Origin of the sequence: Halorubrum sp. 2020YC2, from assembly GCF_018623055.1 — an archaeon.
Classification (GTDB): Archaea; Halobacteriota; Halobacteria; order Halobacteriales; family Haloferacaceae; genus Halorubrum.
The window spans coordinates 759,509-784,406 of record NZ_CP076019.1; the positions used below are offsets into that span (position 1 = coordinate 759,509).

At 70.4% G+C, this 24,898-nt stretch carries 23 protein-coding genes and 1 pseudogene; 7 read left to right on the forward strand and 17 right to left on the reverse strand.

Annotated features, from left to right (window positions below):
* The first annotated feature begins 40 nt into the window (after window positions 1-40).
* Window positions 41-1,825, forward strand: coding sequence for a ferredoxin--nitrite reductase (locus tag KI388_RS03730; protein ID WP_215088039.1), 1,785 nt, complete (start codon window positions 41-43; stop codon window positions 1,823-1,825).
* A gap of 2 nt (window positions 1,826-1,827) precedes the next feature.
* Entirely contained in the window at window positions 1,828-2,121 is a 294-nt protein-coding gene (locus KI388_RS03735; protein ID WP_215088040.1) for a DUF6360 family protein, read from the forward strand.
* A 415-nt stretch (window positions 2,122-2,536) separates the two neighbouring features.
* Here KI388_RS03735 and purM read toward each other — a convergent pair whose 3' ends face one another.
* The 3 genes and pseudogenes from purM to KI388_RS03750 form a co-directional block, all read right to left on the reverse strand.
* Window positions 2,537-3,577, reverse strand: a complete 1,041-nt coding sequence (purM, locus tag KI388_RS03740) for a phosphoribosylformylglycinamidine cyclo-ligase (RefSeq protein ID WP_215088041.1) — start codon at window positions 3,575-3,577, stop codon at window positions 2,537-2,539.
* An 82-nt stretch (window positions 3,578-3,659) separates the two neighbouring features.
* Window positions 3,660-4,331: a metalloprotease gene (locus KI388_RS03745; RefSeq protein ID WP_215088042.1), complete on the reverse strand. Its 672-nt coding sequence runs from the start codon at window positions 4,329-4,331 to the stop codon at window positions 3,660-3,662.
* A pseudogene (locus tag KI388_RS03750) lies at window positions 4,328-6,102 on the reverse strand (TraB/GumN family protein). The gene KI388_RS03745 and the pseudogene KI388_RS03750 overlap by 4 nt, the downstream one beginning before the upstream one ends.
* 127 nt (window positions 6,103-6,229) lie before the next feature.
* On the opposite strand from KI388_RS03750, the gene KI388_RS03755 reads away from it, so the two are divergent.
* The 3 genes from KI388_RS03755 (at window position 6,230) to KI388_RS03765 (ending at window position 8,130) form a co-directional block, all read left to right on the forward strand.
* Window positions 6,230-6,958, forward strand: a complete 729-nt coding sequence (locus KI388_RS03755; RefSeq protein ID WP_215088043.1) for a winged helix-turn-helix domain-containing protein — start codon at window positions 6,230-6,232, stop codon at window positions 6,956-6,958.
* 117 nt (window positions 6,959-7,075) lie between these two features.
* Entirely contained in the window at window positions 7,076-7,534 is a 459-nt protein-coding gene (locus tag KI388_RS03760) for a bifunctional nuclease family protein (protein ID WP_215088044.1), read from the forward strand.
* 113 nt (window positions 7,535-7,647) lie between these two features.
* On the forward strand, window positions 7,648-8,130 hold the full coding sequence (locus KI388_RS03765) for an acyl-CoA thioesterase (protein ID WP_215088045.1): 483 nt from the start codon (window positions 7,648-7,650) through the stop codon (window positions 8,128-8,130).
* Window positions 8,131-8,151: 21 nt separating this feature from the next.
* On the opposite strand, the gene KI388_RS03770 is transcribed toward KI388_RS03765, so the two are convergent.
* The 14 genes from KI388_RS03770 to glpA all read right to left on the reverse strand — a co-directional run bounded on the left by KI388_RS03770 (window position 8,152) and on the right by glpA (window position 21,772).
* Entirely contained in the window at window positions 8,152-8,664 is a 513-nt protein-coding gene (locus KI388_RS03770) for a GIY-YIG nuclease family protein (protein WP_215088046.1), read from the reverse strand.
* Between the two features lie 76 nt (window positions 8,665-8,740).
* The gene (locus KI388_RS03775; RefSeq protein ID WP_215088047.1) at window positions 8,741-9,184 is read right to left on the reverse strand and encodes a DUF393 domain-containing protein; all 444 of its coding nucleotides are present in this window, start codon (window positions 9,182-9,184) and stop codon (window positions 8,741-8,743) included.
* A gap of 77 nt (window positions 9,185-9,261) precedes the next feature.
* Entirely contained in the window at window positions 9,262-9,546 is a 285-nt protein-coding gene (locus KI388_RS03780; RefSeq protein ID WP_215088048.1) for a hypothetical protein, read from the reverse strand.
* A gap of 92 nt (window positions 9,547-9,638) precedes the next feature.
* A complete protein-coding gene (locus KI388_RS03785) occupies window positions 9,639-10,715 on the reverse strand; it encodes a metal ABC transporter permease (protein WP_215088049.1) in 1,077 nt (358 codons plus the stop codon).
* Window positions 10,715-11,455, reverse strand: a complete 741-nt coding sequence (locus KI388_RS03790) for a metal ABC transporter ATP-binding protein (protein ID WP_215088050.1) — start codon at window positions 11,453-11,455, stop codon at window positions 10,715-10,717. The genes KI388_RS03785 and KI388_RS03790 overlap by 1 nt, the downstream gene beginning before the upstream one ends.
* A 106-nt stretch (window positions 11,456-11,561) precedes the next feature.
* Window positions 11,562-12,653: a zinc ABC transporter substrate-binding protein gene (locus KI388_RS03795; RefSeq protein WP_215088051.1), complete on the reverse strand. Its 1,092-nt coding sequence runs from the start codon at window positions 12,651-12,653 to the stop codon at window positions 11,562-11,564.
* 130 nt (window positions 12,654-12,783) lie between these two features.
* Complete coding sequence (locus KI388_RS03800) at window positions 12,784-13,269, reverse strand: YbaK/EbsC family protein (protein WP_215088052.1); 486 nt, start codon at window positions 13,267-13,269, stop codon at window positions 12,784-12,786.
* A gap of 91 nt (window positions 13,270-13,360) precedes the next feature.
* Window positions 13,361-14,086 carry a ribosome assembly factor SBDS gene (locus tag KI388_RS03805; RefSeq protein WP_215088053.1) on the reverse strand — a complete coding sequence of 242 codons (726 nt, stop codon included), beginning with the start codon at window positions 14,084-14,086 and terminating at the stop codon, window positions 13,361-13,363.
* A gap of 84 nt (window positions 14,087-14,170) precedes the next feature.
* On the reverse strand, window positions 14,171-14,371 hold the full coding sequence (locus tag KI388_RS03810) for a hypothetical protein (RefSeq protein WP_215088054.1): 201 nt from the start codon (window positions 14,369-14,371) through the stop codon (window positions 14,171-14,173).
* 103 nt (window positions 14,372-14,474) lie between these two features.
* The gene (locus KI388_RS03815; RefSeq protein WP_215088055.1) at window positions 14,475-15,881 is read right to left on the reverse strand and encodes a CRTAC1 family protein; all 1,407 of its coding nucleotides are present in this window, start codon (window positions 15,879-15,881) and stop codon (window positions 14,475-14,477) included.
* A gap of 80 nt (window positions 15,882-15,961) precedes the next feature.
* On the reverse strand, window positions 15,962-17,056 hold the full coding sequence (locus tag KI388_RS03820; protein WP_215088056.1) for a hypothetical protein: 1,095 nt from the start codon (window positions 17,054-17,056) through the stop codon (window positions 15,962-15,964).
* Window positions 17,057-17,190: 134 nt separating this feature from the next.
* On the reverse strand, window positions 17,191-18,621 hold the full coding sequence (locus tag KI388_RS03825) for an anaerobic glycerol-3-phosphate dehydrogenase subunit C (protein WP_215088057.1): 1,431 nt from the start codon (window positions 18,619-18,621) through the stop codon (window positions 17,191-17,193).
* Window positions 18,618-19,997 carry a glycerol-3-phosphate dehydrogenase subunit GlpB gene (gene glpB, locus KI388_RS03830; RefSeq protein ID WP_215088058.1) on the reverse strand — a complete coding sequence of 460 codons (1,380 nt, stop codon included), beginning with the start codon at window positions 19,995-19,997 and terminating at the stop codon, window positions 18,618-18,620. The genes KI388_RS03825 and glpB overlap by 4 nt, the downstream gene beginning before the upstream one ends.
* Window positions 19,997-21,772 (reverse strand): anaerobic glycerol-3-phosphate dehydrogenase subunit GlpA, encoded by a 1,776-nt coding sequence (gene glpA, locus KI388_RS03835; protein ID WP_215088059.1) that lies wholly within the window; start codon window positions 21,770-21,772, stop codon window positions 19,997-19,999. The genes glpB and glpA overlap by 1 nt, the downstream gene beginning before the upstream one ends.
* A gap of 380 nt (window positions 21,773-22,152) precedes the next feature.
* Here glpA and glpK point away from each other — a divergent pair, with 380 nt between their 5' ends.
* Together glpK and KI388_RS03845 are read left to right on the forward strand one after the other, a co-directional pair.
* Entirely contained in the window at window positions 22,153-23,691 is a 1,539-nt protein-coding gene (gene glpK / locus KI388_RS03840; protein WP_215088060.1) for a glycerol kinase GlpK, read from the forward strand.
* Window positions 23,692-24,780 (forward strand): hypothetical protein, encoded by a 1,089-nt coding sequence (locus KI388_RS03845; protein ID WP_215088061.1) that lies wholly within the window; start codon window positions 23,692-23,694, stop codon window positions 24,778-24,780.
* The last annotated feature ends 118 nt before the right edge of the window (window positions 24,781-24,898 follow it).

The window sequence follows — 24,898 nt, forward strand, 5'->3', positions numbered from 1 at the left end:
ACGCCGTCAGCTATGTGGGAGTCGGCTGTATGCCGGATCGATGCCAACGGACGTCGAGAACTGGAAATCGGAGGTGTACGGCAACGAGGTGCGCGACCGCTTGTTCGAGTTCGCCGAGGAGGGGTTCGACTCGATCCCTGACGACGAGCGGGACGCGTGGTTCGAGCGGTTCAAATGGTGGGGCCTGTACCACCAGCGGAACGGACAGGAGGGGCACTTCATGCTGCGGATCGGGACCCCGAACGGCGTGCTCGAACCGGGACAGCTCCGCGTCGTCGGGGAGATAGCTGACGAGTACGCCCGCGGTCCCGGAACGAACCCGGTCTTCGGTGACGCGTACGCCGACTTCACTACCCGACAGTCGATCCAGCTACACTGGATCGAGCTGTCGGACGTGCCGGCGATATTCGAGAAGCTGGAGGCGAACGGCCTCTCGACTCAGCAGGCCTGCGGTGACTCGTGGCGGAACATCGTCGGCAACCCGGTCGCGGGCAAGGACGGACAGGAGGTGATCGACGCGTGGCCGGTCATCCACGACCTCAACGAGCGGTTCAAGGGGAACGACGACCACGCGAACCTCCCGCGCAAGTGGAAGGTGTCGGTGACCGGCTCGGCCGACGGCTCCGGACAGGGCGACATCAACGACCTCGCGTTCGAGCCGGCGTACAAGACGGTCGGCGGGGACGGCGAGGACGGCGAGAACGGGGGCGACGAGAGCGGGGACGCGGTCGGCTTCAACGTCCGCGTCGGCGGCGGGCTCGCGCGCAACGAGCCGCGGTTCGCCCGCGACATCGACGTCTGGGTGCCGCCGGAGCGGGTCCCCGACGTTGCCGGCGGGCTCTCCGCGCTGTTCCGCGACCACGGCGACCGCGAGGACCGGTACAACGCCCGGGTGAAGTTCCTTGTCGACGAGTGGGGCGCGGCGGAGGTCCGCGAGACGCTGCAGGAGGAGTACGTCGACTTCGAGCTGGAGACCGCCGGCCGCGACGTGCGCGAGGAGTACACCTACAACGCCGGCGAGGGCGAGCGCAACGACCTGATCGGCGTCCACGACCAGAAGGACGGGACGAACTTCGTCGGCCTGAACGTGCTCGTCGGGCGGATGGGCGCCGACGACGTGCTCGAACTGGCCGACCTCGCGGCGGAGTACGGCTCCGGCGAGGTCCGGCTCTCGCAGCGACAGAACGTCATCGTCACCGACGTGCCGGACGACGCCCTCGACGAGTTCCTCGACGAACCCCTCTTTGACCACTACTCGCCCGACCCGTCGCCGTTCATGCGCGGATCGGTCGCGTGTACCGGCACCGAGTTCTGCTCGCTGTCTATCGTCGAGACGAAGAACCGGCAGGTCCGGTTCGCGCGCTGGCTGAAGGCGAACGTCGACCTCCCCGACGGCGTCGACGAGTTCCACGTCCACCTCTCCGGGTGTACGGCCTCGTGCGCGCAGCCGCAGATCGCTGACGTGAGTCTGCGCGGGATGAAGACCCGAAAGGACGGCGACCCGGTCGAGGCGCTCGACGTCGGCCTCGGCGGCGGCCTCGGGGAGGACCCGGGGTTCGCCCGCTGGGTCACCCAGCGCGTGCCCGTCGACGAGGTCCCGGGGGCGATCGCGAACCTGATCGAGTCGTTCGCCGCCGAGCGCGACGAGGGCGAGTCGTTCCGGGCGTTCGTCGCCCGCCACGACGAGGACGAACTCGACGCCCTCGTGGAGCCGGAGGAGACCGACTACGAGGACCCGATGATGCACAACACGAAGCGCACCTGGTACCCGTACGCCGAGGACGACTCGATGGACGACGCGCCGCCGACCCCGGCGGACGACTGACGATGCCGAACCGCCTGCTCCGCGTGAACGCCTACACGACGCTGGATCTGGTCGACGGGCGCGCCCGTGGCCACGAGTTCGAGAGCGACGCGCCCGGCGTCGTGAACGTCACCGCGCCACGGGAGGACCCCGACCACGTCACGCTGGAGGTCGAACTGGACGGAACGGAAATCGACGACCTCGCCGCCCACGCCGACGAGTTCGACCTCTCGCCCGCGCAAGCGAGAACGCTGGCCGAGGCCTTGGAGTCGACGGCGGACCGCGTCGAAGCCGCGCAGAACGGCGACGATTTATAAGTGGACAACGCTGTGGCGCGTGCCGACGAGCGCCCGCAGGGCGCGAGTCGCACGCGCGAGGTCGCCGGCAGCGAAGCCGCCGGCTGCCAGAGAATCTTCGATTCTCGCTGGACGCGGCGACCGGAGCGAAGCGAAGGGAGCCGCGAGGCTGGGGAGGCGTGAGGTGCTGTGCGGTGCGGGGAGGGACTCAAAGGGGCAGTCGCGAGGGCGAAGTACGGCGCAGTAAGCACCGCAGCGAGCAACGCGAGCGAGGAGCGCAGCAAGCCGCGCGAGTCCTCGCGGCTGGGGCTTTGGAGGTGTTCACCGTCGGTTCGGCAGCAACGATTTATAAATGAGCGAAGGCTTTGGAAGTACTCGCCGTCGAGCCGAAGTTGCGGTTTTATAAGCGATCGAGAACGGCGTCGGCGGCACCCACTTATAAATCCAGTCCGCGGATCGCGACGCTCCCCCCGTCGCCCTCACTCTCCTCCACGTGCCCGATCACGCGACCGTCAGTCTCGTCGGCCAGCGACTCGGCGTCGTCAGCGTCGAGCGCCGCGACGAAGCCGGTTCCCATGTTGAACGTCCGGTACATCTCCTCGTCGGAGACGCCCCCCTCGCGCTGGACGAACTCGAAGACGGGCTGGGGGTCGAACGCGTCCTCGACGACGTACCGGTTCGCGCCGAGCCGCGTCAGGTTCGTCCAGCCGCCGCCGGTGACGTGGGCCGCGCCGCGCACGCCGCGCTCGCGCATCGGGTCGAGCAGGTCGGTGTAGATTCGGGTCGGCTCTAAGAGCGCCTCCCCGACGGTCTCGTACCCCTCGAACGGACAGGCGTCGGTGTACTCGTGATTGCGGGTCGCCGCCTCCCGCGCCAGCGTGAGCCCGTTCGAGTGGATCCCCGACGAGCGCCAGCCGAGTAAGGCGTCGCCCGGCTCCGCCCGGCCGTCGAACACGCCGTCCTTCGCCGCGAGACCGACGCAGGCCCCCGCCAGGTCGAGCCCGCGAATCACGTCGGGCATCACCGCTGTCTCGCCGCCGACGAGTTCGACGTCGGCCAGCTCCGCCCCCCGCGAGAGCCCCGCACCGACCTGCTCCGCGAACCGCTCGTCCGGCTCGTCGACCGCGAGGTAGTCGACGAACGCGACCGGGCGGACCCCGGCCGCGACGAGGTCGTTGACGTTCATCGCGATACAGTCGATCCCGACCGTCGAGTAGTCGCGAAGCGCCTCCGCGACGAGCAGTTTCGTTCCGACGCCGTCGGTCGCGAGCGCGAGGTAGCGGTCGCCGATGTCGAGCAGGCCGGCGTAGTCGCTCCCGGCGTCGTCCGCGTCGGGATCCGAGCCGACCGCGCCGACGAGCGCCGCGGTCGCGGCCTCGCTCGCGTCGATGTCGACGCCCGCGTCCGCGTAGGTGAGTTCGTCGCCGTCGGTCGCCCCGCCCGGTCCCCCGTCGTCGCCCTCGTCGCCCTCGGACATGTGTGTGAGAGCACGCCCGCGGAGCAAAAACGCACCGTTCCCTCCGGGTGGACGAGAGACGGGGAAAGCGGACCCCCTCGCGTCAGAACGGGCCGCCGAAGCCGAGTCCGATGACGAACACGAGCCACACCGTGAGCAGCACGGAGACGGCGAAAGAGCCGGCCCAGACGGGCTTGCTCCAGTTCAGCACCGTCTTCCCGTCGAGGGGGCCGTACGGGACGAGGTTGAACGCCGCGAGGAAGACGTTGATCGCGATGCCGCGCGCGCCGAGGACCGTCACTATCTCGCTGCCGACGATCCCGCCGAGCGCGTACAGCGGGAAGAAGACGACCATCAGCCCGAGGTTCACGACGGGGCCGGCGAGCGCGATGTGGCCGTGTTCGCGGGGCGTCAGCCGCCCGCGGTGGTGGACGGCGCCCGGCGCGGCGAAGATGAACCCGAGAAGCGAACTCATCACGGCGATAAACAGCATGCCGCTGTCCGCGCGGAACTCCGCGACCTGGTCGTAGTGGACCGCGACCACCTTGTGCGCGACCTCGTGGAGGAGGAAGGCGACCCCGGCGGTCGCGAGCGCGACGAACAGCGGCGGGAGCACGCCCGCCGCGAGGATCCGGCCGATCCCCCCCGACCCGCCGACGAAGAACAGCGTGAACGCCACGCCGAGCGCGAGCCACGCGACGAGCAGGTCGCGGAGCTCCGCGCCGCTGAAGTAGAGGCCGCCGATCCGGCGCCCGGAGAAGGTCGCGCCGCTCATGCGATCCCCCCGACCGCGCCGCGCACGAGGTCGGCGCCGTTGACCGCGCCGTCGACCAGCAGCCGCCCGACGTCCTCGACGCCGCCGACCTCGGCGCCGAACATCGCCGGGATGACGTACGCCGCGAAGAGGAAGCTGGCGACGATGCTGCCGACGTTCGTCATCGCGACGACGACGATGAGCCGGAACAGCGGCACGTCGAGCATTGCGGAGACAAGCTCCGTCACCGACCGCGTCTCGTCGGCGAGCAGGTCGTTGAGCGCGCCGATGTCCGCGACGTTCACGGTGAGGCTCCGGAGTTCGACGTAGCCGGTGAACCAGCCGGGCGCGAGCAGCGGGTTGATCGAGGTCATCCACGCGACGGCGCCGCCGACGCCGGCCGAGAGCCAGCGCGCGCCGGCGACCTTCGCGAACGCGAACGCGAAGACGCCGTTGATCAGGAACCACGCGCCGAACAGCCGGAGCAGGAACGCGTTGCCGGCCCCGCCCAGCGCTAACAGGAGGAAGAAGCCGACGAATCCGACCGTGATCGCGTAGCCGATCGCCTTCTTCCACGGCAGCCCCCCGCCGGACTCCTGTCCGACCAAACTCTCCATCGGCGGGAGCGTCGCCGGGTTCGCGAGGTACCCCTCGATCCCCGCACGGTGACCGGCGCCGACGACCGCGACCACGTCGTGGCCGGCCTCGCGGAGCGCGACGAGCCGGTGGGCGATGAACGCGTCGCGCTCGTCGATGAGCGCCTCCGCGCCGCCCGGGGAGAACTGCCGGAACTCCTCCATCATCATCGTCACCACGTCGGTGTCGGTGAGGTCGGCCTCGTCTAACTCCTCGATCCCGCCGGCCTCGGCGTCGACCTCGCCGCCGGCGACCGCGCCGACCGCGACCGCGAGGACCGCGCCGACGACCAGCCCGAGTCCGATGCCGATCCCGAACCCGCCGATGGCCGTCACGGGGAACCCGCCGAGGTACGTTGAGACGAGTCCGTCGGCGGCGCCCGTGACTCCGGCGGCGACGCCGGCCGCCAGCCCGGTGCCGGCCGCGGCGTAGAGCCGCTGATCGGCGAGAGCGCGAGCGTCCCGACCTGGTCGACGGCGATGCCGACGACGAGCGCGACGAGGACGCCCGCGGCGACGCTCGTCAGCACGGCCTCCGTGATCCCCACGGCGCCGCCGAAGAGCCCGATAGCCGGGCCGGCGAGGATCCCGACGAAGAGGCCGCCGATCACGCCGGCGACGCGCGGGTCGCTGACGCCGAACGCCAGCCCGCCGACGAGCCGGAGCTTCTCCGTTATCGTCATACGCGCCCAGAACCGCTGGATCGTCGTCTGGATGTCGCGGTCGACCAAGGCGACGTCGATGCCGAGCGACTCCGCGACGTCGACGGCGGCCTTCATGTCCGCGCCCGGCTCGATGTCGAACCGCTCGCCCAGTTGGGTCTGGACGTACGAGAGCATCCAGTACGCCAAAAATTGGAACACGGTGTTCCCCTTGAGCAGGTCGCCGGCGTCGAGGTCCTCGGGGGTCTCGCCGTTGAGCTGACGGTAGCGCCCCTCGTCGAGTTCGACCGCGACGACGTCGGGTCGCTCCCGCTCTATCGTCTCCTCGACCTCGTCGACGGAGCGCTCCGACACGTGCGCGGTCCCGACGACCGTGACGCTCCCGTCGCCGTCGGGGTCGCGACGCGTCGGCTCGTCGAACTCGCCGCCGTCGGTCCGCGGGGACGAGTCGGTCGACGGGGGCGCCTCCTCCGGCCCCCGTGACGTCTCTGTCATCACCTGACGTACTCGGTCACCGCGTTTAGGGTTTGTGAGTCGGTCTCGGCTCCGTGCCGCCGCCCGACCGCCGGTACGTCCCCCGCGATCCAACAAGTTTGTATCCTCACGCGTCCCACGAGACCGTATGTCCCGGCTGTTGCCCTCCCTGCCGGACGCGAGTCCCGAGGAGCGCGAGCCCCGGGTCGTCGGCGTCGACGACGACGAGGCCGACGACCTCATCGCCGCCCTCGGCTCCGAGACCGCCAGAGCGATCCTCTCGACGCTCCACGACCGCCCGGCGACGAAGTCCGAGCTCGCAGAGGAGGTCGACACCTCGCTCCAGAACGTCCAGTACCACCTCTCGCGGCTCGACGAGGCCGACCTCGTCGACGTCGTCGACACCGCCTACTCGGAGAAGGGCCGCGAGATGGACGTGTACGCCGCCGCGGACGAGCCGCTCGTGCTGTTCGCGGGCGGCTCCGAGGAGTCGACCGGGATCAAGACCGCGCTGATGCGCCTGCTCGGCGGCTACGGGGTAATCGGCCTCGCGGCGGTCGCGGCCCAGCGGCTCCTCGCGGTCGGCTCGCTCGGTGGGGCGGCCGGCTACGCGGGCGCGTCCGGCGGCGGCGACGCGGGGACGGCGACGACCGACGGCGCGGACGGGAGCGGAGCGGACGGCGCCGACGGTCCCGGGATAGAGAGCGTTCAAGACCAGAACACCGCCGCCGACGGCGCCGACGGCGCGATCGAACTCGTGGGCGACCCGCTCGCGGAGTACGCCGTCTCGCTCGTCGAGCCGGGGGTCGTCTTCTTCGTCGCCGCCGCGCTCGTGTTCACGCTCGCGTGGGCGTACTGGTACCGCTCGTCGAACTAGGGCGCCCGTCGAACGAGGTGGCGCGCCGCACCGCTTCGCCGCTCTGTCGGGCCGCGACGCGACCCGAGCGACCCGCGCGTGGGACAGCTATTCAAGCCGCCGTCACCACGTTCGCGTATGGAACACGAGGCCGAGGTCGTCGGGGTCGGTGCGGGGTCGGCGCCGAGCGGCGACGTCCCGGCGGTGATCCTGTCCGCTCGCGGCGAGTACGTCCCGATATTCGTCAGCGGCGACCAGGCTCGATCGATCGGCATGGCGCTGGAGGGGGAACCGTTCGACCGACCGCTCACGCACGACCTCCTCGTCGATATCCTCACGGAGTTCGGCGGTGCCATCGACCGCGTCCGCGTCGACGACCTCCGCGACGGCACCTTCTACGCGAAGGTCGACGCCGAGCGCTACGACGACGGCGAGCCGGAGCGGTTCGTCTTCGACGCGCGCCCCTCCGACGCGCTCGCGCTCGCGGTGCGCGTCGACTGTCCCATCGTCGTGACCGACGAGGTGATAGACGAGGCGGGCCGCCCGTCGGACTCGGTCCAGTTCAGCGGCGACGGCGACCCCTCCGAGGAGCGCTGAGGGCTCACAGGCCGTCGCGCCGTCGAGTTCGCAGGCCGTCGCGCCGCCGCCGAATTCCACCCGCGCCGCCGCCAAAGCCGACCGTTCAAGTCGCCGGCCGTCCCACGACGGGCATGGACGAGACGGCCACGCTCGCCTCCTCGCACACCGAGATGACGGAGATGCTGCTGCCGAACGACACGAACAACCTCGGCCGCGCGCTCGGGGGCGCCGTGTTGCACTGGATGGACATCTGCGGCGCCATCGCCGGGATGCGCTTCTCGAACCGGCAGGTGGTCACCGCCTCGATGGACCACGTCGACTTCATCGCGCCCATCGAGATGGGCGAGGTCGCCATCATCGAGGGGTACGTGTTCAACACCGGCCGGACGAGCGTCGACGTGAAGGTCGACGTGCGCGCGGAGAACCCCCGAACCGACGAGACGCGCCGCACGACCACCTCCTACTTCACCTTCGTCGCGCTCGACGACGACGGCCGCCCCACGCCGGTCCCCGATCTGGAGTGTCCGAGCGAGGACGAGGCGGCGCTCCGCGACGACGCTATGAGCGGCCGCGAGGAGCAGTTGCGACAGGTCGTCGACCGGTACGACCTCTGAGCCGGCGCGGTCCGGACGGCCCTACTCCTCTGAACCCGCGACGACCTCGACGGTCGCGTCTAAGTCGTCGGTCTCCGCGACCGCCGCCTCGTGCGCCGCCAGCGCGCGCTCCGCGAGGGCGTCGAGGGCGTTGCCGGCATCGCCGTCGCACTCGGCGGTCTCGTCCCGGTCGCCGCTCGCGAGGTGGCTCGGACAGCCGCAGTCCGAGGCGCCGAACCCCGCTATCGGCCCGGCCGGCAGCCGCTCCGCGACCGCGCACTCGACGTCGACGCTGACGCTCCGGACGACGCGGTCGATCCGCGCGGCCGGGTGCCCGAGCAGGTAGTCGACGTGCCAGTGGCGGACGTCGTGGTCGCCGCGCGCGGTCCGGCGGTGTCTGTCCACCCGCGAGAAGCCGCCCGAGCCGAGCGCGCTCCCCGTGTAGGCGTACGCGCCGGCCGGGAACCGGTGTTCCCCGAGCGCGCCCGCCGACAGCGTCGCGTCGTCCGTGAGGGCGACGACGAGCGTGTAGCTGCCGCCGTCGGCGTCGCTCATCGACGGATCGCCGCCGGAGCGTCGACCGACGGGACGTCGCCTGTCGCGGCGCCAACCCCCGGAGGTGTCGCCGCCCTCACGACAGCGCGGCCGGCGCCTCGTCGGCGGCCGTCCGGAGCGAGGTCACCATCTCGCCCGCGTCGCCGTCGAGCGGGTAGGTGTCGTGGAAGTCCGCCGGGTCGCGGTCGCGGCCCGACAGCGCGCCGACGACGCCGGCGATCGCGTCGTAGTTGTCGCGGACGAGTCCGCCGACGATCCCGGGCGTCCCGGCGCGGCCGGCCAGCTCCTCGGCCGCCGACCGACCGGCGTACACCCGGCGCTCTGCGGGGTCGACGAGCACCATCGCGAACGGGCGCGAGCCGAACTGCGCGTCGAGGAACGGCCCGACCGGGTCGGCCTCCCACGGGACCGCGACCACGCCGTCGAGCCGGCGGAGCGCGACCGCCGCGACCGAGCAGTAGGGACAGTCGCCGTCGAAGATCAACACCGGCGCGTCGGCGTCGTCCGGGTCGGTAGGCATACGAAAAGATACGGTCTCGACCGGCTTAAGCGGCCGGTCGGGCGAACTTGTTCGGGTGAACTGCGGCGTCGACTCTGTTAATGCGAGTGGCCGAGCGCCTCTTCGAGAGGCTGTCCGAACCGCTCCTCGAACAGCTCCGCGGCCGTCTCCTCCATCTGTGCGATGTCCTCGGGCACGTCGCCCTCGCTGTGGTGGACGATGACGTGCGCCTGCTGGGCCATCGCCTGAACGACCACGTCGGAGACGACGGCGGTCGCCGGCTCGCCCTGCTCGCTGAGGACGTCGACGAGGCCGGCGGGCAGTTCGAACGACTCTTCGTCACCGTCGGGACCGCTGATCGTGTATGTCTCGGTGTCTCCCATACTGGCGGGTCGCGGCCGCGACATAAGGGTCTGTGGAAACCGGACGGGCGCGGCGCGCGCGCCGCTCCCGAGGCTCGCGCGGTCGATCGAACTCATCCGTGCGCCGAGATGGCCTTCACGGAGAAGCCGGAGCCGACGATGCTCGCGAGGTACACCGCGATGGCCGTGACGACGATGGATCCCCCGGAGGGGAGCCCGAGACCGATGGAGACCGCGAAGCCGCCGAGCACCGACAGCTGGCCGAAGATCACCGCGAGGTACACCGTCTCGCGGAAGCTCCGGGCGACCTGCGAGGCGGCCGCGACGGGAACGACCAGCATCGCGGCGACGAGGATGACGCCGAGCACCTGCATCGCGCCGACGACGACGACGGCGGTCAACACCACGAGCAGGGTGTTGTAGCCGGTGACGTTCAGCTGTGCGACCCGCGCCGCCTGCTCGTCGAAGGTGATGAAGACGAGCTGTTTGTACGTCAGCGCCACGCCCGCGACGACGAGAAGCGAGAGCGCGCCCATCAGCCGCGCTCCCTCGGGGGTGACGACTGCGAGGTTCCCGAACAGGTATCCCTGGATGTTCACTCCCGTGAGCCCGTCGCCGTAGCTGATGATCAGGGTGCCGACCGCGAAGCTCCCGCTGAGCATGATCGCGATGGGCACGTCGCCGTACGCGTCGGTGCGGTCGGTGAGCCACTGGACCGCGAGCGCGCCGAGGACCCCGACGACGAGCGCGACGAGCAGCAGCGACCCGTTCCACCCAGTTGAGGAGGTGACGAGGATTCCGACCGCGACGCCGGCGAACGCCGTGTGCGCGAGCGTCTCCCCGATCAGCGCCATCTCGCGGTGGACGAGGAACGAGCCGACGAGGGGCGCGACCACGCCGACGAGCACGCCGACCGCCATCGACTGCCACATGATCGGGTGCCGGAAGACGTTCGTGCCGAACGCGGCGTCCATCCCCCGCCCGAGCGAGCGGAACGCGGCGTACAGGTCGCTCGCCACCGGGAGGTCCTGTGCCCAGTACAGCAGGACGAATCCGAGCATGACGGCCGCGACGACCGCGGTGACGCCGATACCGGCGAGTTCCGCGGTCCGGCGGAGCCCTCTCTCTTGGCGGGGGCGACGCTCGGACCGTGTCGAGTCGCCGCCGTCCGCCGGTGTCTCTCCGCTCATCAGTGGTGGTGGTGAACGACCTGTCCGGTCGTGCCGTACGCCTCCGCGAGCGCGTCGCTCTCGACGAACGACTCGGTGTCCCCGTGGTGGTACAGCTCGGTGTTGATACAGGCGATGCGGTTCGCGCGGTCGGTGACGACGCCGATGTCGTGCTCGATGAGCATGACGGTGATCCCCTCGCCGTTGAGGTCGTCGAGGAGGGCGTAGAACGCGTCGCGCGACTCGGCGTCGACGCCGACGGTCGGCTCGTCCAGCGCGAGTAGGTCCGCGTCGCTCGCGAGGGCCCGCGCGATGTACGCCCGCTGCTTCTGCCCGCCGGACAGCTCAGAGACGAGCCTGTCGGTCAGGCCCCCGATCCCGACGGTCTCGATCGCGTCCGCGACGGCGGCGCGGTCGGCCTCGGAGAGCCGCCCCCGTCCGGCGTGCGCGAACCGGCCCATGGTGACGCACTCGCGGACGGTGACCGGCATCGCGCCGCCCCGGCTCGTCGCCTTCTGGGAGACGTAGCCGATCCGGCCGCCGTCGTCGAACTCGTCGACGGGGCGGCCGAACAGCTCCACGGACCCCTCGTCGGGCTCGTGGAGGCCGAGCATGAGGTGGAGCAGGGTGGTCTTCCCGGAGCCGTTCGGCCCGACCAGCCCGAGGAAGTCGCCCTCCTCGACCGTCAGAGAGACGTCTCTCACGGCGACCGTGTCGCCGTAGGCGAACGTCACGCCGTCGAGGTCGACGATTGCGCTCACTATGTGTCTCCGATCTGAGCCGGCCGCACGTTTAGCTCTTTTACTCCGGCGTCGCGGCGGCGGTCGGTCTCGGGGGCGAGCACCGCGCGCTCGTTGGGAGACCGGGTCACTGCGCGCCGAACGCCCGCTCGAAGGCGGGGACGTTGATCTCGGTCATCTGTTCGAGGTAGCCGTACCCGGCGTCGTTCCACTCGCGGGTCGTTCCCCCCGCGGGCGTGACCGGGAGCGCCTCCGTCGCGTCGCTGTTCTCGACGATGGACTCCGCGAGCCGGGGCGACTGGAAGCGGTCGTACAGCACGACGTCTATCCCCTCGTCGTCGACGAGGTCGATGGTGTCGGCGATCTCCGACTGCGTCGGCTCGTTCTGCGGCGAGACGCCGACCGGCGAGCGGAGCCGGAAGCCGTAGCGCGCCTCCAGGTACTGGAAGGAGTTGTGGCCCGCCAGCACCGCCACGTCCCGGGCGGCGTCTTCCGCGATCGACTCGAAGGCGTCGTCGACCGCGCCGAGTTCCTCGGCGTACGCGTCGGCGTTGTCGGCGTACGCGTCGGCGTTGTCCGGGTCCGCCTCGCCCAGCCCCGTTGCGATCGTGTCGACGACGTCCGCGGCCAACACCGGGTCGACCCAGACGTGCGGGTCGTACCGGGGCTCCTCGCCCCCTCCGTCGTGGTCCTCCCCCTCTCCGTCGTGGTTCCCTCCTTCTCCGTCGTGGTCCTCCCCCTCTCCGTCGTGGTTCCCTCCCTCTCCGTCGTGGGTCTCGCCGCCCTCGTCGTGTTCTTCGTCTTCGCCGCCGTGCGCGTGGTCCCAGTCGAGGAGGTCGTCCTCCAGCCCGGCCAGCCCGTCGATCACGGCCACCGTGTCGTAGTCGGCTTCGAGCGTTCCGGCCAGGTCCTGCGCCCACGAGAACTCCGGGCTGTCGAGGTAGACGAACGCGTCCGTCGCGGCGACGTCGGCGGCGAGGGTCCCGTCCGGGGTCCAGCCGTGGCCGAGCCGCCCCACGTCGACGGGGTCCTCGAAGCTCGCGCGGTCGCCCGCGACCTCGTTCGCCCAGTCGTTGAGGGTGAAGAACGCCGCGTACCCGGAGTCGAAACCCTCGGACCCGCCGTCCGCGGCGCCGGAACATCCCGCCAGCGACGCCGCCGTCCCCGCGACCGCGAGTCCGGCGCCCCGCCGCAGCACCGACCGTCGTGAGTGAGTCATACCGATCGGTACCGTCGATTAATAGAAAAAGGTTGTTATTTCACAACTCTATATTAATAACTCGGGCGTCGAGAGCGTCTCGGCTTAACAACTCGCCGGCGGTGCCCGCGACGGGAAGCCACGCCGCGAGTCACTCGGTGAGGTCGACGACGGTCGCGTCCGCGAGGCCGACGAGCGTCTCGGGGTCGACCGCGAACACCGCGCTCGGCGTCCCCGCCGCGCCGTAGACGGTGCCGTACTCGGTCAGCGCCGGATCGAAGACGGTCGGGACCGCGGTGTCGTGACAGATCGGCGGGACGCCTCCGATGCTCCAGCCGACCACCTCGCGGATGCGACTCGGGTCGCCCATCTCGGCGGCGTCGGCGTCGAAGTAGTCAGCGACGGCGTCGAGAGCCAGTCTGTTCGCGCCGCTCGTGACCGCGGCGACGAGCGCCCCGTCTCGCTCGCGGCCCGAGAGCGCCGCGACGATGGTCGACGCGATGGCGCCCGTCTCGCAGCCGACGGCGTCGGCCGCGGCGGCCGCCGTCTCCGTGCCCGCCTCGAACTCCACCACGTCGAGGTCGACCCCGTACCGTTCCCGCGCCCGCTCCTCGAACTCCGCCGCGCGTGGATGCATGCGATCCGAGCCGCGTCCCGTCGGTATCAAGCTCCCGGAGGCGGTGAAACTGCGCGGGCGCTCGCGTCGTGTCGAAGGGAGTCAGGAGCCGTCAGCGGGTCCGAAGCTCGTCTTTGTCCTTGACCACCCGGGCGTCCCCCTCCCCGGAGGTGACCTCGTTGACGAGGTCGTACAGCTCGTTCTGGAGGCCGGCGGGGAAGGTGAGGACGCCGACCCACGAGCCGTCGTTCTGCCACTCCTCGCGTTCGAGGTCACCGAACTCCCTGATCTGCGCCTGTCCGGATCCCGCGTAGTCGGCCGGGAGCTGCACCGCCATCGTCACCTCCTCGAACCGGATCGGGATCACCGGGCGGAGCGCGTCGAGCGCGTCGTCGATCTGGTTTTCCACCGGTTCCATCGGGTCGATCTGGAACCCGGCCTCCTCGAGGGCGCGCTCGATCCGCTCCGGCGGGTGCGGGGAGTCGTCCATCTGCGGGTTCACGGCGTTGCGCGTGATGGTGGTGACGAGCTGGTTGTGCTTCCGCTCTTGCATCTCCGCGCGCTGCTCGGCGGTGATCTGTATCTCCCCGCGCTCGACGACCTCGGGGATGATCTCAAGCGGCTCCGTCGTGCCGAAGACGGTCTCTAAGTCCTCCTCGGCCGGCCGGTCGCCCCGCGAGGCGTTCTCGAAGACGTCCTCCGCGGCGATGACCTCCTCTAAGTCCTCGTCGAACTCTCCCCGCTTGATCGCGAGCGCGGCGTCGGGGTCTATCAGGACCTCGAAGCGCTCCCCGTGTGACTCCAGTCGGGCCGTCACGGCCTCGTCGAGCGATATCATACCGAACGCTACCACCCCCGCGGGCAAAAAGCCTCCCGCCGCCGCCGGTCGCCGCGCCGAGCGTCGCCGTCCCCGCCGCGCCGGTCACCCCGCCGCCGGCGGTCGCTCGTCGTCCCAGTCCGCGCGACACGACTCCGAGCAGAAGTGCCGGTGGACGACGTCGTCGCCGTCGACCCACGTGATTGTTCGGTGACCGCTCCCGAGGGCCGGCTCGCCGCACGTCGCGCAACTCGGCGCGGACTCCTCGTCGACGTCCTCCTCGAGCTCCGAGGTCGGATCCACCATACCTCACCGTACGCCCGGGGGCACTTGAACCCGCGAAGGGCGGCAAGTTCTGGCCACGGGTCGCGGCCGTCCGCGCGACGGCTCGGCCGAGACCGTTCGGGCGCTATCTCGTCGTCCGCGCGTCGCGGTCGGTCGCCCTCCGCGACGGGTGTTTGACCGTGATCTCGCGGTCCGCGCTCGGGCCGACGACGGTCCGCTCGCGGCCGTCCGGCCACCGCACGTCCACGCGCAGCGGCTCCGCGTCCCCCAGCCCGAAGTGCGCGACCGGCTCCGTCTGACAGAGGCAGCCGCCGCCGGCGTCGACCGTCCGCCGCTGGACGCCGTCGGGGGTCTCCAACGTCACGACCGCCCCCCGGGCCGGCGCGCCCTGACGCGTCGTCGGGCGCACGCGGAGCCACCCGGCCGACGGCGCGTCCGGGTCGCCGTAGGCCGTCACCGGCTGCGCGGCGACCTCTCCGTGGACGACGAGGAGCTCAAGCGCCCCGTCGCCGTCGAGGTCGGCCGCCACCGCCCCGGTGCCGAACCCGTCCGGCTCCGCCGCCGCGCCGAGGGATACGGGCTCCCAGCGCGACGGCTCGCCGGACCCGTCGACCCGTTCGAACAGCCGGTTCTCGGCGCCGCAGACGTTGAAGAACAGCTCCTCGCGGCCGTCGTTATCGAAGTCCGCAGCGACGACCGTCCGGACCGCGCCCGCGTCGCGCAGCGCGGGCGGCGCCACGTCGTCGTAGCCGCCGCCGGGCGAACAGCGCAGGAGGCGGCTCGGCGCCGCCTCGTTGCCGACCGCGAGCGCGAACGTGCCGCCCTCGTCGACGAGCGCGGCGCCGCGCGTGTCTCCGCCGGGGTCCGAGAGCTCGGGACCGCCGTCGGTCCGGGCGTAGTGGCCGTCGCGGTTGCTGAACAGTCGGTTCGGGCCGCCCTCGACGCCCGCGAACAGGTCCCCCTCGCGGGAGCGGTACGGGACCGCGAGCAGCGACCGACAGCCGCTCTCCACCTCCAGCCCGACCGCCTCGGCCATGTCGGTCACCTCGCCGTCGTCGCCCAGTTCGTAGAACGCGAGCGGCGCGGCGTAGCCGGAGACGGCGACGCCGTAGCGACCCGTTCCCAGCCGGTCGAGCGCGGCGACCGACCGGCCGGCGCGGACGTCGAGCCGGTCGGCGTTCACCTCCCGCGCGAACACGTCGGTCCAGCGGTACCGGTCGGCCTCCAGCCGGCTCAAGAGGAGGTCGGGGTCGCCGCCGTCGACGCCGCGCGCGCAGTTGTGGACGTACACCTCCTCGCAGCCGTCGGCGTCGAGGTCGGCCGCGCACACGCCCATCCCGTGGCGCGTCCCGTCCGCGACGATGCCGCAGGCGGTGTCCGAAAAGCGGTCGCCCTCTCGGGCGTACAGCCGGTTCGGTTCGCCGTAGCCGGCGACGAGGACGAGCGGCCCGTCGCGGCCGGGAGTCACCGCGACGCCGTACCCGCGCATCGGGCGTCCGTCGTCGACGAGGGCGGACCGCTCCGTGAACATGGCCGCCCGTCACCGCTCCGAGGATATGAACGCACGGGTTGGATACGGGCGGACTTCGGCGGGAGAAATATACAGCGAGCCTACAGGTTCCGCTCGATGTACCGGTTCATCTGCGAGAGGCGATCCGCGTCGAACGTCCAGAGGCCGCGCCAGACGCGCGGCTCCGCCTCCACCGCGAGGAGCCCGACGCCCCCCTCTACCCCTCGCTTGAGGTCGTTCTCCGGGTCGCTTTCCGCCGAATGCGGCCCCTCGGGCGGTCGGTACACGACGAACCAGCTGTCGGTGAAGTCCGGCTCGGCGCCGGCGTGGATCACCGCGTCGAGGTCCTCCGGAATATCGTCCGGGACCCCGTAGAGGTGCGTGTCGACGGCCGTACCGGAGATGCGCTCGTACACCGCCCGCGTGCCGACCTCGTCGTCGATACGCGAGAGCCGCTGGAACGACGAGCGGAGGGTGCCGTCGCCGGCCACCCACGCCACCCGCTCGATGAACCGCGAGATGGTGATGAGAAGCAGCTTCTGTCGGTTCGACTCGGGGTACCCCCGGAGAGTGAACGTCGCGTCGTCGAGTCCGCTTATCACGGACGGGAGGTCGATATCGCTGAGCGACCGCGCGCCGGTGGTGTAGAGGTCGGAGTTGACGAAAAGCACCGCGTCACCGAGTTCGTCCAGCGTCGACCCGGCCACGACCTCGTCGCCCTCCATGAGCAACACGAGGTTCTCGATTTCGTCGGGGTCGCCGCCGTCGAACGGGACGTCGTCGTGGCGGCGGAGCACCTCGACGTCGAGCGACGGGACGGCCTCGCCGTTCCGGTCGACCACGCCGGTCCTCGCCAGTTCTCGCGCGGTGAGACCGACGGACCGGCCGGTCACGCGGCCGTCGCCCGCGCCGTCGGTCACGCGGCCGTCGCCCGCGCCGTCGGTCACGCGGCCGTCGCCCGCGCCGTCGGTCACGCGGCCGTCGCCCGCGCCGTCGGTCACGTGGCCGTCGCCCGCGCCGTCGGTCACGCGGCCGTCGCCCGCGCCGTCGGTCACGCGGCCGTCGACCACCCGTACTGCGTCGTCGCCGAACGTGTCCACGAGCATGCTCAAGGTGGGGTCCGGGTCGGTCCGGTTGACGATGACCACGGAGCGCTCGGGTCCGTCGAAGCGATCGAGAAACCGTTCGAGGGTCACGTAGTCCGGACTGCGAGAGTTCGACTCATAAGGGTTCCCGCGTAGCTATCATATCTAAGAACGGGCGTGTCGGGCGGTCGGGAGGTCCCGATCCCCGAAACGGGTCTGGTCCGGCGACCGGCCGTCCGAACCGGTTACGCGCCCAGCGCGTCCTCCAACAGCTGGAGGGGGTGTTCAATCTCGTACCCCGTCCCGTGTTCCATCTGCATCGCGCAGGTCGGACACTCCGTCATGCCGACCTCGCCCTCGGCGTCCTCCATGTGCTCGAACATCTCCTCGCCTATCTCCATCGACTTCTCGTACTTCTCCTCCTTCCAGCCGTAGGTGCCGGAGATGCCCGAACAGGAGTCGCCCACGTCCTCCATCGTCACGCCGTCGACGTCGCGGAACGTCTCGACGGCCTGTCGCGAGAGCCCCTGATTCCGGGCGTGACACGGCGCGTGGTACGCGAACGCGCGCTCGTCGTCCAGCCCGCCGGCGGCGTCGAGTTCGCCCTCCAAGTCCTCGTGGATCCGGAGGTACTCCAGCGCCTCGAAGGTGTGCTCCGCGAGGTCCTCGATCCCGTGGAGGTCGAACAGCTCGGGGTACTCCTGCCGGAGCGACATCGAACAGGAGGTACAGGAGGCGATCACGTCGGCGCCCTGCCCGATGGCCTCGACGAGGTTCTCGACGTTCGTCTCAGCGTGGCGTCGGGCGTCGTCCAGCATTCCGTTCGCGAACATCGGCGTGCCCGAGCACTTCTGGGGCGGGACCATCACCTCGTAGCCGAAGTGCTCGTAGACGCGCACCATGGCCTTGCCCACCTCGGGAGTGTTGTAGTTGGAGTAGCAGCCGTGGAAGTACGCCACTCGCTTGTCGGGGTTCTCCACTTTCGCGCCGCCGCGCGCCTTCCACCACTCGCGGAACGTCTCCGTGGCGAACTCGGGGAAGTCGCGCTCCTTGGGGATCCCCATCACCTTCTCCATCGCCCACCGCGCCGGCCCGAAGTTCATCGCGAACGACGCCGTGCGCGGGAACTTGCTCGCGAGGCTCGCGGAGGTGCGGTAGTTGGCCAGGATCCGGTTCCGGATGTACTCGACGGAGAGCTTCTCCATCTGTCGCTCGACGTACTGCCCGCGCGCCTCGTTGTGCATCTGCGAGAGCGGCACCGAGGAGGGACAGGCGTCGTCACAGCGCATACAGTTCGAACAGGAGGTGATCGACTCGTCGATGTCGTGGTCCTCCTTCCGCTTGAGCCGCCACTGCTCCGGCCCCTGGAACTTCGGGCCGGGGAACTCGTCGTCGACCTCCGCCACCGGGCAGGAAGTATCACAGCTCGTACACTTGTAACAGGAGTCGGCCCCCTCACGGAGGTCGAGGTCGCCGCCGGGGAACACGTCGACCGGGTCGTACGCGTCCGGGTCGAGCTCCGTCGAGTCGGTCCCGCCGGTCGCGCTCTCGGCGCCGCCCGAGGCGCTCTCGACGCCGCCGTCGGTGGCGGCGCGCTCCGCGACGGGGTCGTCGCCGCGCTCGTTCGTCCCGTTCGCGTCCCCTGCGTCTCCGTCGTCGTCCGTGTGTCGTGTCATTGGCTCGCCTCCGTCGCCGCCTGCCGCCCGGCCACGATGCCGGTCGCGAGCGAGACCCCGCTCGCGGACTTCTCCCTCGCCGCGTCCGCGCCGCCGACGACGCCGCCGGCCGCGAACACGTTCTGGTACTGTACGTTCCCCTCGGCGTCGGCGGGCCGACACCGCTCGTCGGGTCGGACCCCGAACCGCGCGTACGGCTGATCGCCGAACGCGTCGTCGACGAACCACTCGTACCGGTCCTCGGGCTGGTCGACGTGGAGGTCGAAGACGGGCTCGCGGACGCCCTCGCGGTCCGAGTCGAGGCCCTTCCCGACGAGGCCGCCGGTCGCCAGCACGAACGCGTCGGCGCCGTACGGCGTCGTCCGCCCATTGCGGTCGACCGCGACCGTCTCCACCCGCCCGTCGCTCGCGGACTCGACGCCGACGACGGGGTTGCCGGTCTCGAACCGGACGCCCTCGGCGTCGAGCGCGTCGAACAGCCGATCCTCTAAGCGGAGGCCGGGGAGGCTCGGCGGCCCCATCGGTATCTCGAACACGTCCGCGCCGAGCCGGTCCGCGAGCTCCTCGCGGACCTCGTCGCCCTCGTCGTCACCCAGGAACGCCGGGAAGCCGACGCGCTCGACGCGGTCGACGCCGCCCGACTCGTCGACTACGTCGTGGAGGTGTGGCGCGACCGCCTTCGCGAGCGCCTCGCGGGCGGGGACGCCGTCTATCTCCTCGTCGTGGTCGAGCGCCTTCGCGACCCGGGTTATCTTCGCGTCGGCGCGGAACGCCTCCGCGAACTCGACTTCCGCGCCGGCGACGTCGAACGGGACGCCCGCGGCCTCCAGCCGCCCCGCGAAGGCGCGCGCGTCGTACTCCGTGAGCGACCGGAACCCGACGACCAGCATCGGTCGGTCGTCGCTGGCGAGTCCGGCCTCGGCGGCCGCGGGGTACCGCGCCGTCGGCTTCACCGCGCCGCCGAACGTCGGCACGAGCGCGTTGCGCTCGGTGTGGCCGCCGCGGTACGCGTCGCCCGCGAGGTCGTCGAACAGGTCCAGCCCGTCGCGGAGCGCGTCGCCGCCCACGACCCGGTACGGGTGCGACTCGGGGAGCCGGTCTATCCCCTCGAACGGGTCCGCGAGCGGTCCCTCCGGGTCGGGCCACTCGTCGGGGTCGAGGTTCCGGCCCGCGGTCGGCGGCCCGTCGCGCAGCGGCTTCGCCGGCTCGGTCGCCGGGACGTAACCGAGCGCGTCGATCAGCCCGGAGGCCTGCCGCAGCGTGCTCGCCTTGTGGGAGACGAGCCGCACGTCGGCCCCCTCGCGGGCGGCGGACACCGCGGCCGCGACCGCGGCGAGGCCGCCGCCGACCACGAGGACGTCGCTGTTTATCGCCATCAGCGGTCCCCCTCGGCGGCCGCGTCGTCACCTGCGCAGCCGCCGTCGGCGGCCACAGTCCCCTCTTCGCCTCCCGACTCGTCGGCGCCGGCGGCGTCCGGCGACTCCGCTCCGGCGTCGAACGCGCCGAAGTCGACCTCCTCGTCGAGGTTCGCGGGGTCGCCGTCGCGGTTCATCGTCGTCGCGTGGAGCAGGTGGTTCAACATCGCCTGCGAGAGCTGCTCGCCCCACAGCGCGTGGCGCTGGCCCTTCCAGCGCTCCTGATACAGCTCGTCTTCGGCGTCGCGGACGACCGGCTCGGGGTACTCCTGTGCGAGTTCCGACGCGATCCGGTGCGTACAGAAGCCGCCCTGACAGTTCCCCATCGAGGCGCGGGTCCGCAGGCGGACGGCGTTGAGGTCGGAGCCGGCCTCCCCTATCGCGTCCTGGACCTCCGCGCGCGTCACGCTCTCGCAGTTGCAGACGATCGGGTTCGGGTCGTACTCGTCGAGCACGTCGTCGGCCCGCGAGCCGAGCCGCTGGCCCGACCGCCGCGCGACGGGCGAGCGGAGGCCGAACTCGTTCATCAGCTCCGCCATGCGCGCCTCGCTCTCCGAGCCGGGGAGCGGCGCGTCGGCCGTGTCGCAGGTCGCCTCGTAGCCGAGCGTCTCGCAGACGTGATCGGAGATGGACTCGGCCATCATCCGGTAGGTGGTGAGCTTCCCGCCGACGATGGTCGTCATCCCCGGCAGGTCGTCGCGGTCGCCGTGGTCCAAGAGGAAGTAGTCGCGAGTGATGTCCGTCGGGTCCTCGGTGCCCGTTCCCGGCGGCTCGTAGAGTGGCCGGACGCCCCAAAAGGAGCGGAGCGTGCGGGCGTCTTCGAGCGCCGGCACGAGCTCCGAGAGCGTCTCGATCATCAGGTCGACCTCCCAGTCCTCCTCGGGGTAGTCCTCGGGGTCGTCGACCTCCTCGTCGGTCGTGCCGAGGATACTGGCCGTCTCGTGGGGGACGATGATGTCGGCGTCGCCCTTCGGTCGGCACCGGTTGATCACGGTGTCGACCTGCCGGGTGTTCATCACCGTCATCACGCCCTTCGAGGGGCGCACCTCCACGTCGACGCCGGCCATCTCCCCGACGTTGCCCGCCCACGCGCCGGTCGCGTTGACGACGTGACGCGCGCGGATCTCCTCTGTCGTCCCGGGCTCGTGGTGAACGCGCTTCCCGGGACCGGTCTCGTGTTCTATCTCGACGCCGACGACCTCGCCGCCCTCGACGAGCACGTCCGTCACCGGGGCGTGCGTCTCGACCCGCGCGCCGTGTTCGCGGGCGTCCGCGGCGTTCGACACGCAGAGCCGGAAGGGGTCGACCGCGCCGTCGGGCAGGGCGATCGCCTTTTCGACGTCGCGCGCGAGGTACGGCTCGCGGCGGCGCGCCTCCTCGCCGTCGATCACCTCGACGGGGATGTCGCACGCCTTACACCCCTCCAGCTTCTCTTGGAAGTACTCCTCCGAGTCCTCCGGTCGCTTGACGAACAGCCCGCCGGTCTCCTCGACGCAGTGGGCCGCGATGTCGCGGAGCACCATGTTCTCCTCGATACACTCCTCCGCGCTCTTCTGGTCCGAGACCGCGTAGCGCCCCCCGCTGTGGAGGAGTCCGTGCATCCGGCCGGTCGTCCCGTGCGTCAGGTTCCCCTTCTCGACGAGGACCGTGTCGAGTCCGCGTCGCGCCAGGTCCCTGACGACGCCGCACCCCGTCGACCCCCCACCGACGACGACGACGTCAACTTGTCTGTCCATGGGCGGTCCTTGTCCCACGACCACTTTACTTTACCTCCCGAGGTGCCCCACGCATAACTATCAGGGTCATTCAAGTGGTGTAATCGCTGTCGCGGCCGATTAGTTTATATACCATACTTTTTCACTCACGCAGAAATCCGGATTTCAACAGGAAGATTATTATGGTAGTACATTATGTTCACGACCGGCGTGGTAGCTTCCGTGAAGATATGTCGCGACGGGGCCGATGCGCCTCACGGCCGTCTCGGGCCGACTCCGGACGGGTCTGCCCGAGCGGTCGCGCGACGCGACGGCGAACGCGGCACTGGGGTCGCCCTCGACGGCGAGGGTGACCCGGTCACCGCCGCGCACGGACCAGCGCCACAGGAGGGATCCACAACATGACACAGTACGTCGGTGCGATAGACCAGGGGACGACCGGTACCCGATTCATGGTGTTCGACCACGAGGGCCAGGTCGTCGCGAACGCATACGAACAGCACGAACAGATCTACCCGAACCCGGGCTGGGTCGAACACGACCCGATCGAGATCTGGGAGAACACCCAACAGGTCGTCCTCGACGGCCTCGCGGACGCGGGGCTCGAGGCCGATCAGCTCGAAGCGATCGGCATCACCAACCAGCGCGAGACGACCATCGTCTGGGACAAAGACTCCGGCCGCCCCGTCCACAACGCCCTAGTGTGGCAGGACCGCCGGACGACCGACCGCGTCGAGGAGCTTCAGGAGGACGAGAAAGTCGAGGAGATCCGCGAGAAGACCGGGCTGGAATGTGACGCGTACTTCTCCGCGACCAAGACGGAGTGGATACTCGACAACGCGGAGCCGCTCAAGATGCAGAGCTCGCGCGGCGGCGACCTGCGTGACCGCGCTCGCGAGGGCGAGCTCGTCATGGGCACGATCGACTCGTGGCTCATCTACAACCTGACGGGCAACCACATCACGGACGTCACCAACGCTTCCCGGACGATGCTGTACAACATCCGGGAGATGGAGTGGGACGACGAGCTCTTAGACGAGTTCGACGTGCCGAAGGAGATGGTGCCCGAGGTACGCCCCTCCTCCGACGAGGACTACTACGGGCACACGGACGCCGACGGTTTCCTCGGCGAGGAAATCCCTGTCGCGGGCGCGCTGGGCGACCAGCAGGCCGCCTTGTTCGGACAGACGTGTTTCGACAAGGGCGACGCGAAGAACACCTACGGGACCGGTGCGTTCTACCTAATGAACACCGGCGAAGAGGCCGTCGCGTCCGACAACGGACTGCTCACGACGGTCGGCTTCCAGATGTCCGGCGAACCGGTACAGTACGCGCTGGAGGGGTCGATCTTCATCGCCGGCGCGGCGATCGAGTTCCTCGAGGACGTCGACCTCATCAACAACGCCGCACAGACCGCGGAGCTGGCCAGCTCGGTCGACTCGACCGACGGCGTCTATATGGTCCCGGCGTTCACCGGGCTCGGCGCCCCGCACTGGGACGGCCGCGCCCGCGGGACCATCGTCGGGATGACCCGCGGCACCACCAAAGAACACATCGTCCGGGCGACGTTGGAGAGCATCGCCTACCAGACCCGCGACCTCGCGGAGGCGATGGAGGCCGACTCGGGCGTCGAGATGACGAGCCTCCGCGTCGACGGGGGCGCGGTCAAGAACAACTTCCTCTGTCAGCTCCAGGCCGACATCATCCAGACGGACATCGTGCGGCCGGAGGTCGACGAGACGACCGCGCTCGGCTCGGCGTACGCCGCCGGGCTGGCGGTCGGCTACTGGGACAACGTCGACGAGCTCCGCGACAACTGGCAGGTCGACCGCGATTTCAACCCGGAGAAGTCGCAGGGCGAGGTCGACAAGCTGTACAGCCGCTGGGACGACGCGGTCGAGCGCTCGAAGAACTGGGCGATCGACGAGGAGGAGGAGTAAATGAACGAGTTGCTGCTCCAGATCCCGGTCATCGGGATGGAGGTGGAGCCGTTCCTGCTGCTCCTCATCACCGCCCTCGCCGGCGGGGCGTTCGGCGCCGCCATCGGCGCGCTGCCCGCGTTCATCTTCACCGGGTTCGTCGTCTTCCTCGGTGAGGGTATCGGGATACTCCAGCGGCAGGTCGGTGCGACAGAGGCGATCCCGGCCGGCGAGCTCGCCGCCGGCATCACCGGCGTCATCGGCTTCGGGGCGATCACCGGCCCGCACATCGCCTTCGCGGGCGGCGTGGCCGCCTCCGCGTACGCCGGCAAGAAGTACCCCGAAATGAACCCCGCCGACGGCGGGTACCACTTCGGGAAGGACATCACGTACGCGTTCGGCACGAAGCCCGACATCCTCGCCGTCGGAGCGATCTTCGGCGTGCTCGGGATGCTGATCACCCAGCTCGCGAACGGGCTCTTCCTCAACGTGTTGGAGATGACGCCGCCGACCGACTTCATCGCGGTGTCGGTGTTCGCGACCGCGTTCCTCGCTCGGCCCGTCTTCGGGTACCCGATCGTCGGGAAGCCGGCGGGCGACGGACTGCTCGACATGTCGCCGTTCGAGCGCGGCGAGGACCACCCGAAGGCCGACACGGACGAGGAACACGCCGGTCGCCCCGCGACCGAGCCGTGGCTCCCGCACCAGTACGAGTGGTCGGGCGTCACCGCCATCGGTCTCGTCGGCGGCATCCTCGGCGGCTACATCTGGCTGCAGACGGGGAGCATCTTCCTCGGCTACGCCATCTCCGCCATCAGCCTGCTGTTCCTCAACCTCGGCGTCGAGAAGATTCCGGTGACCCACCACATCACGCTGCTCGGCGCGGTCGGCGCGGTCGTCATCGACCCCGTCGCGGGCAGCGTCGTGGCGCTGCTCGCGGGCGGCGTCCTCGGGGCGCTCAGCGGCCTCGTGGGCGAGGTCACGCAGCGGATGTTCTACTCGCACTCCGGAACCCACGTGGACCCGCCGGCGATGGCCATCGCGATCATGATGCTCGTCGTCGGTATCCTCGGCATCCTCGGCGTCCTGCCGAACGCCGGGTACCTCTGAGCCCGCTCGCGGGAGCCGACGCGGCGTCGGCCTCCCCGTAGCGGCCGAGGACGGTTCCACGCGCGAAACACCCTCTGACCAAGCCGCCGGACACCAATGAGACCAGACCGGACACGCG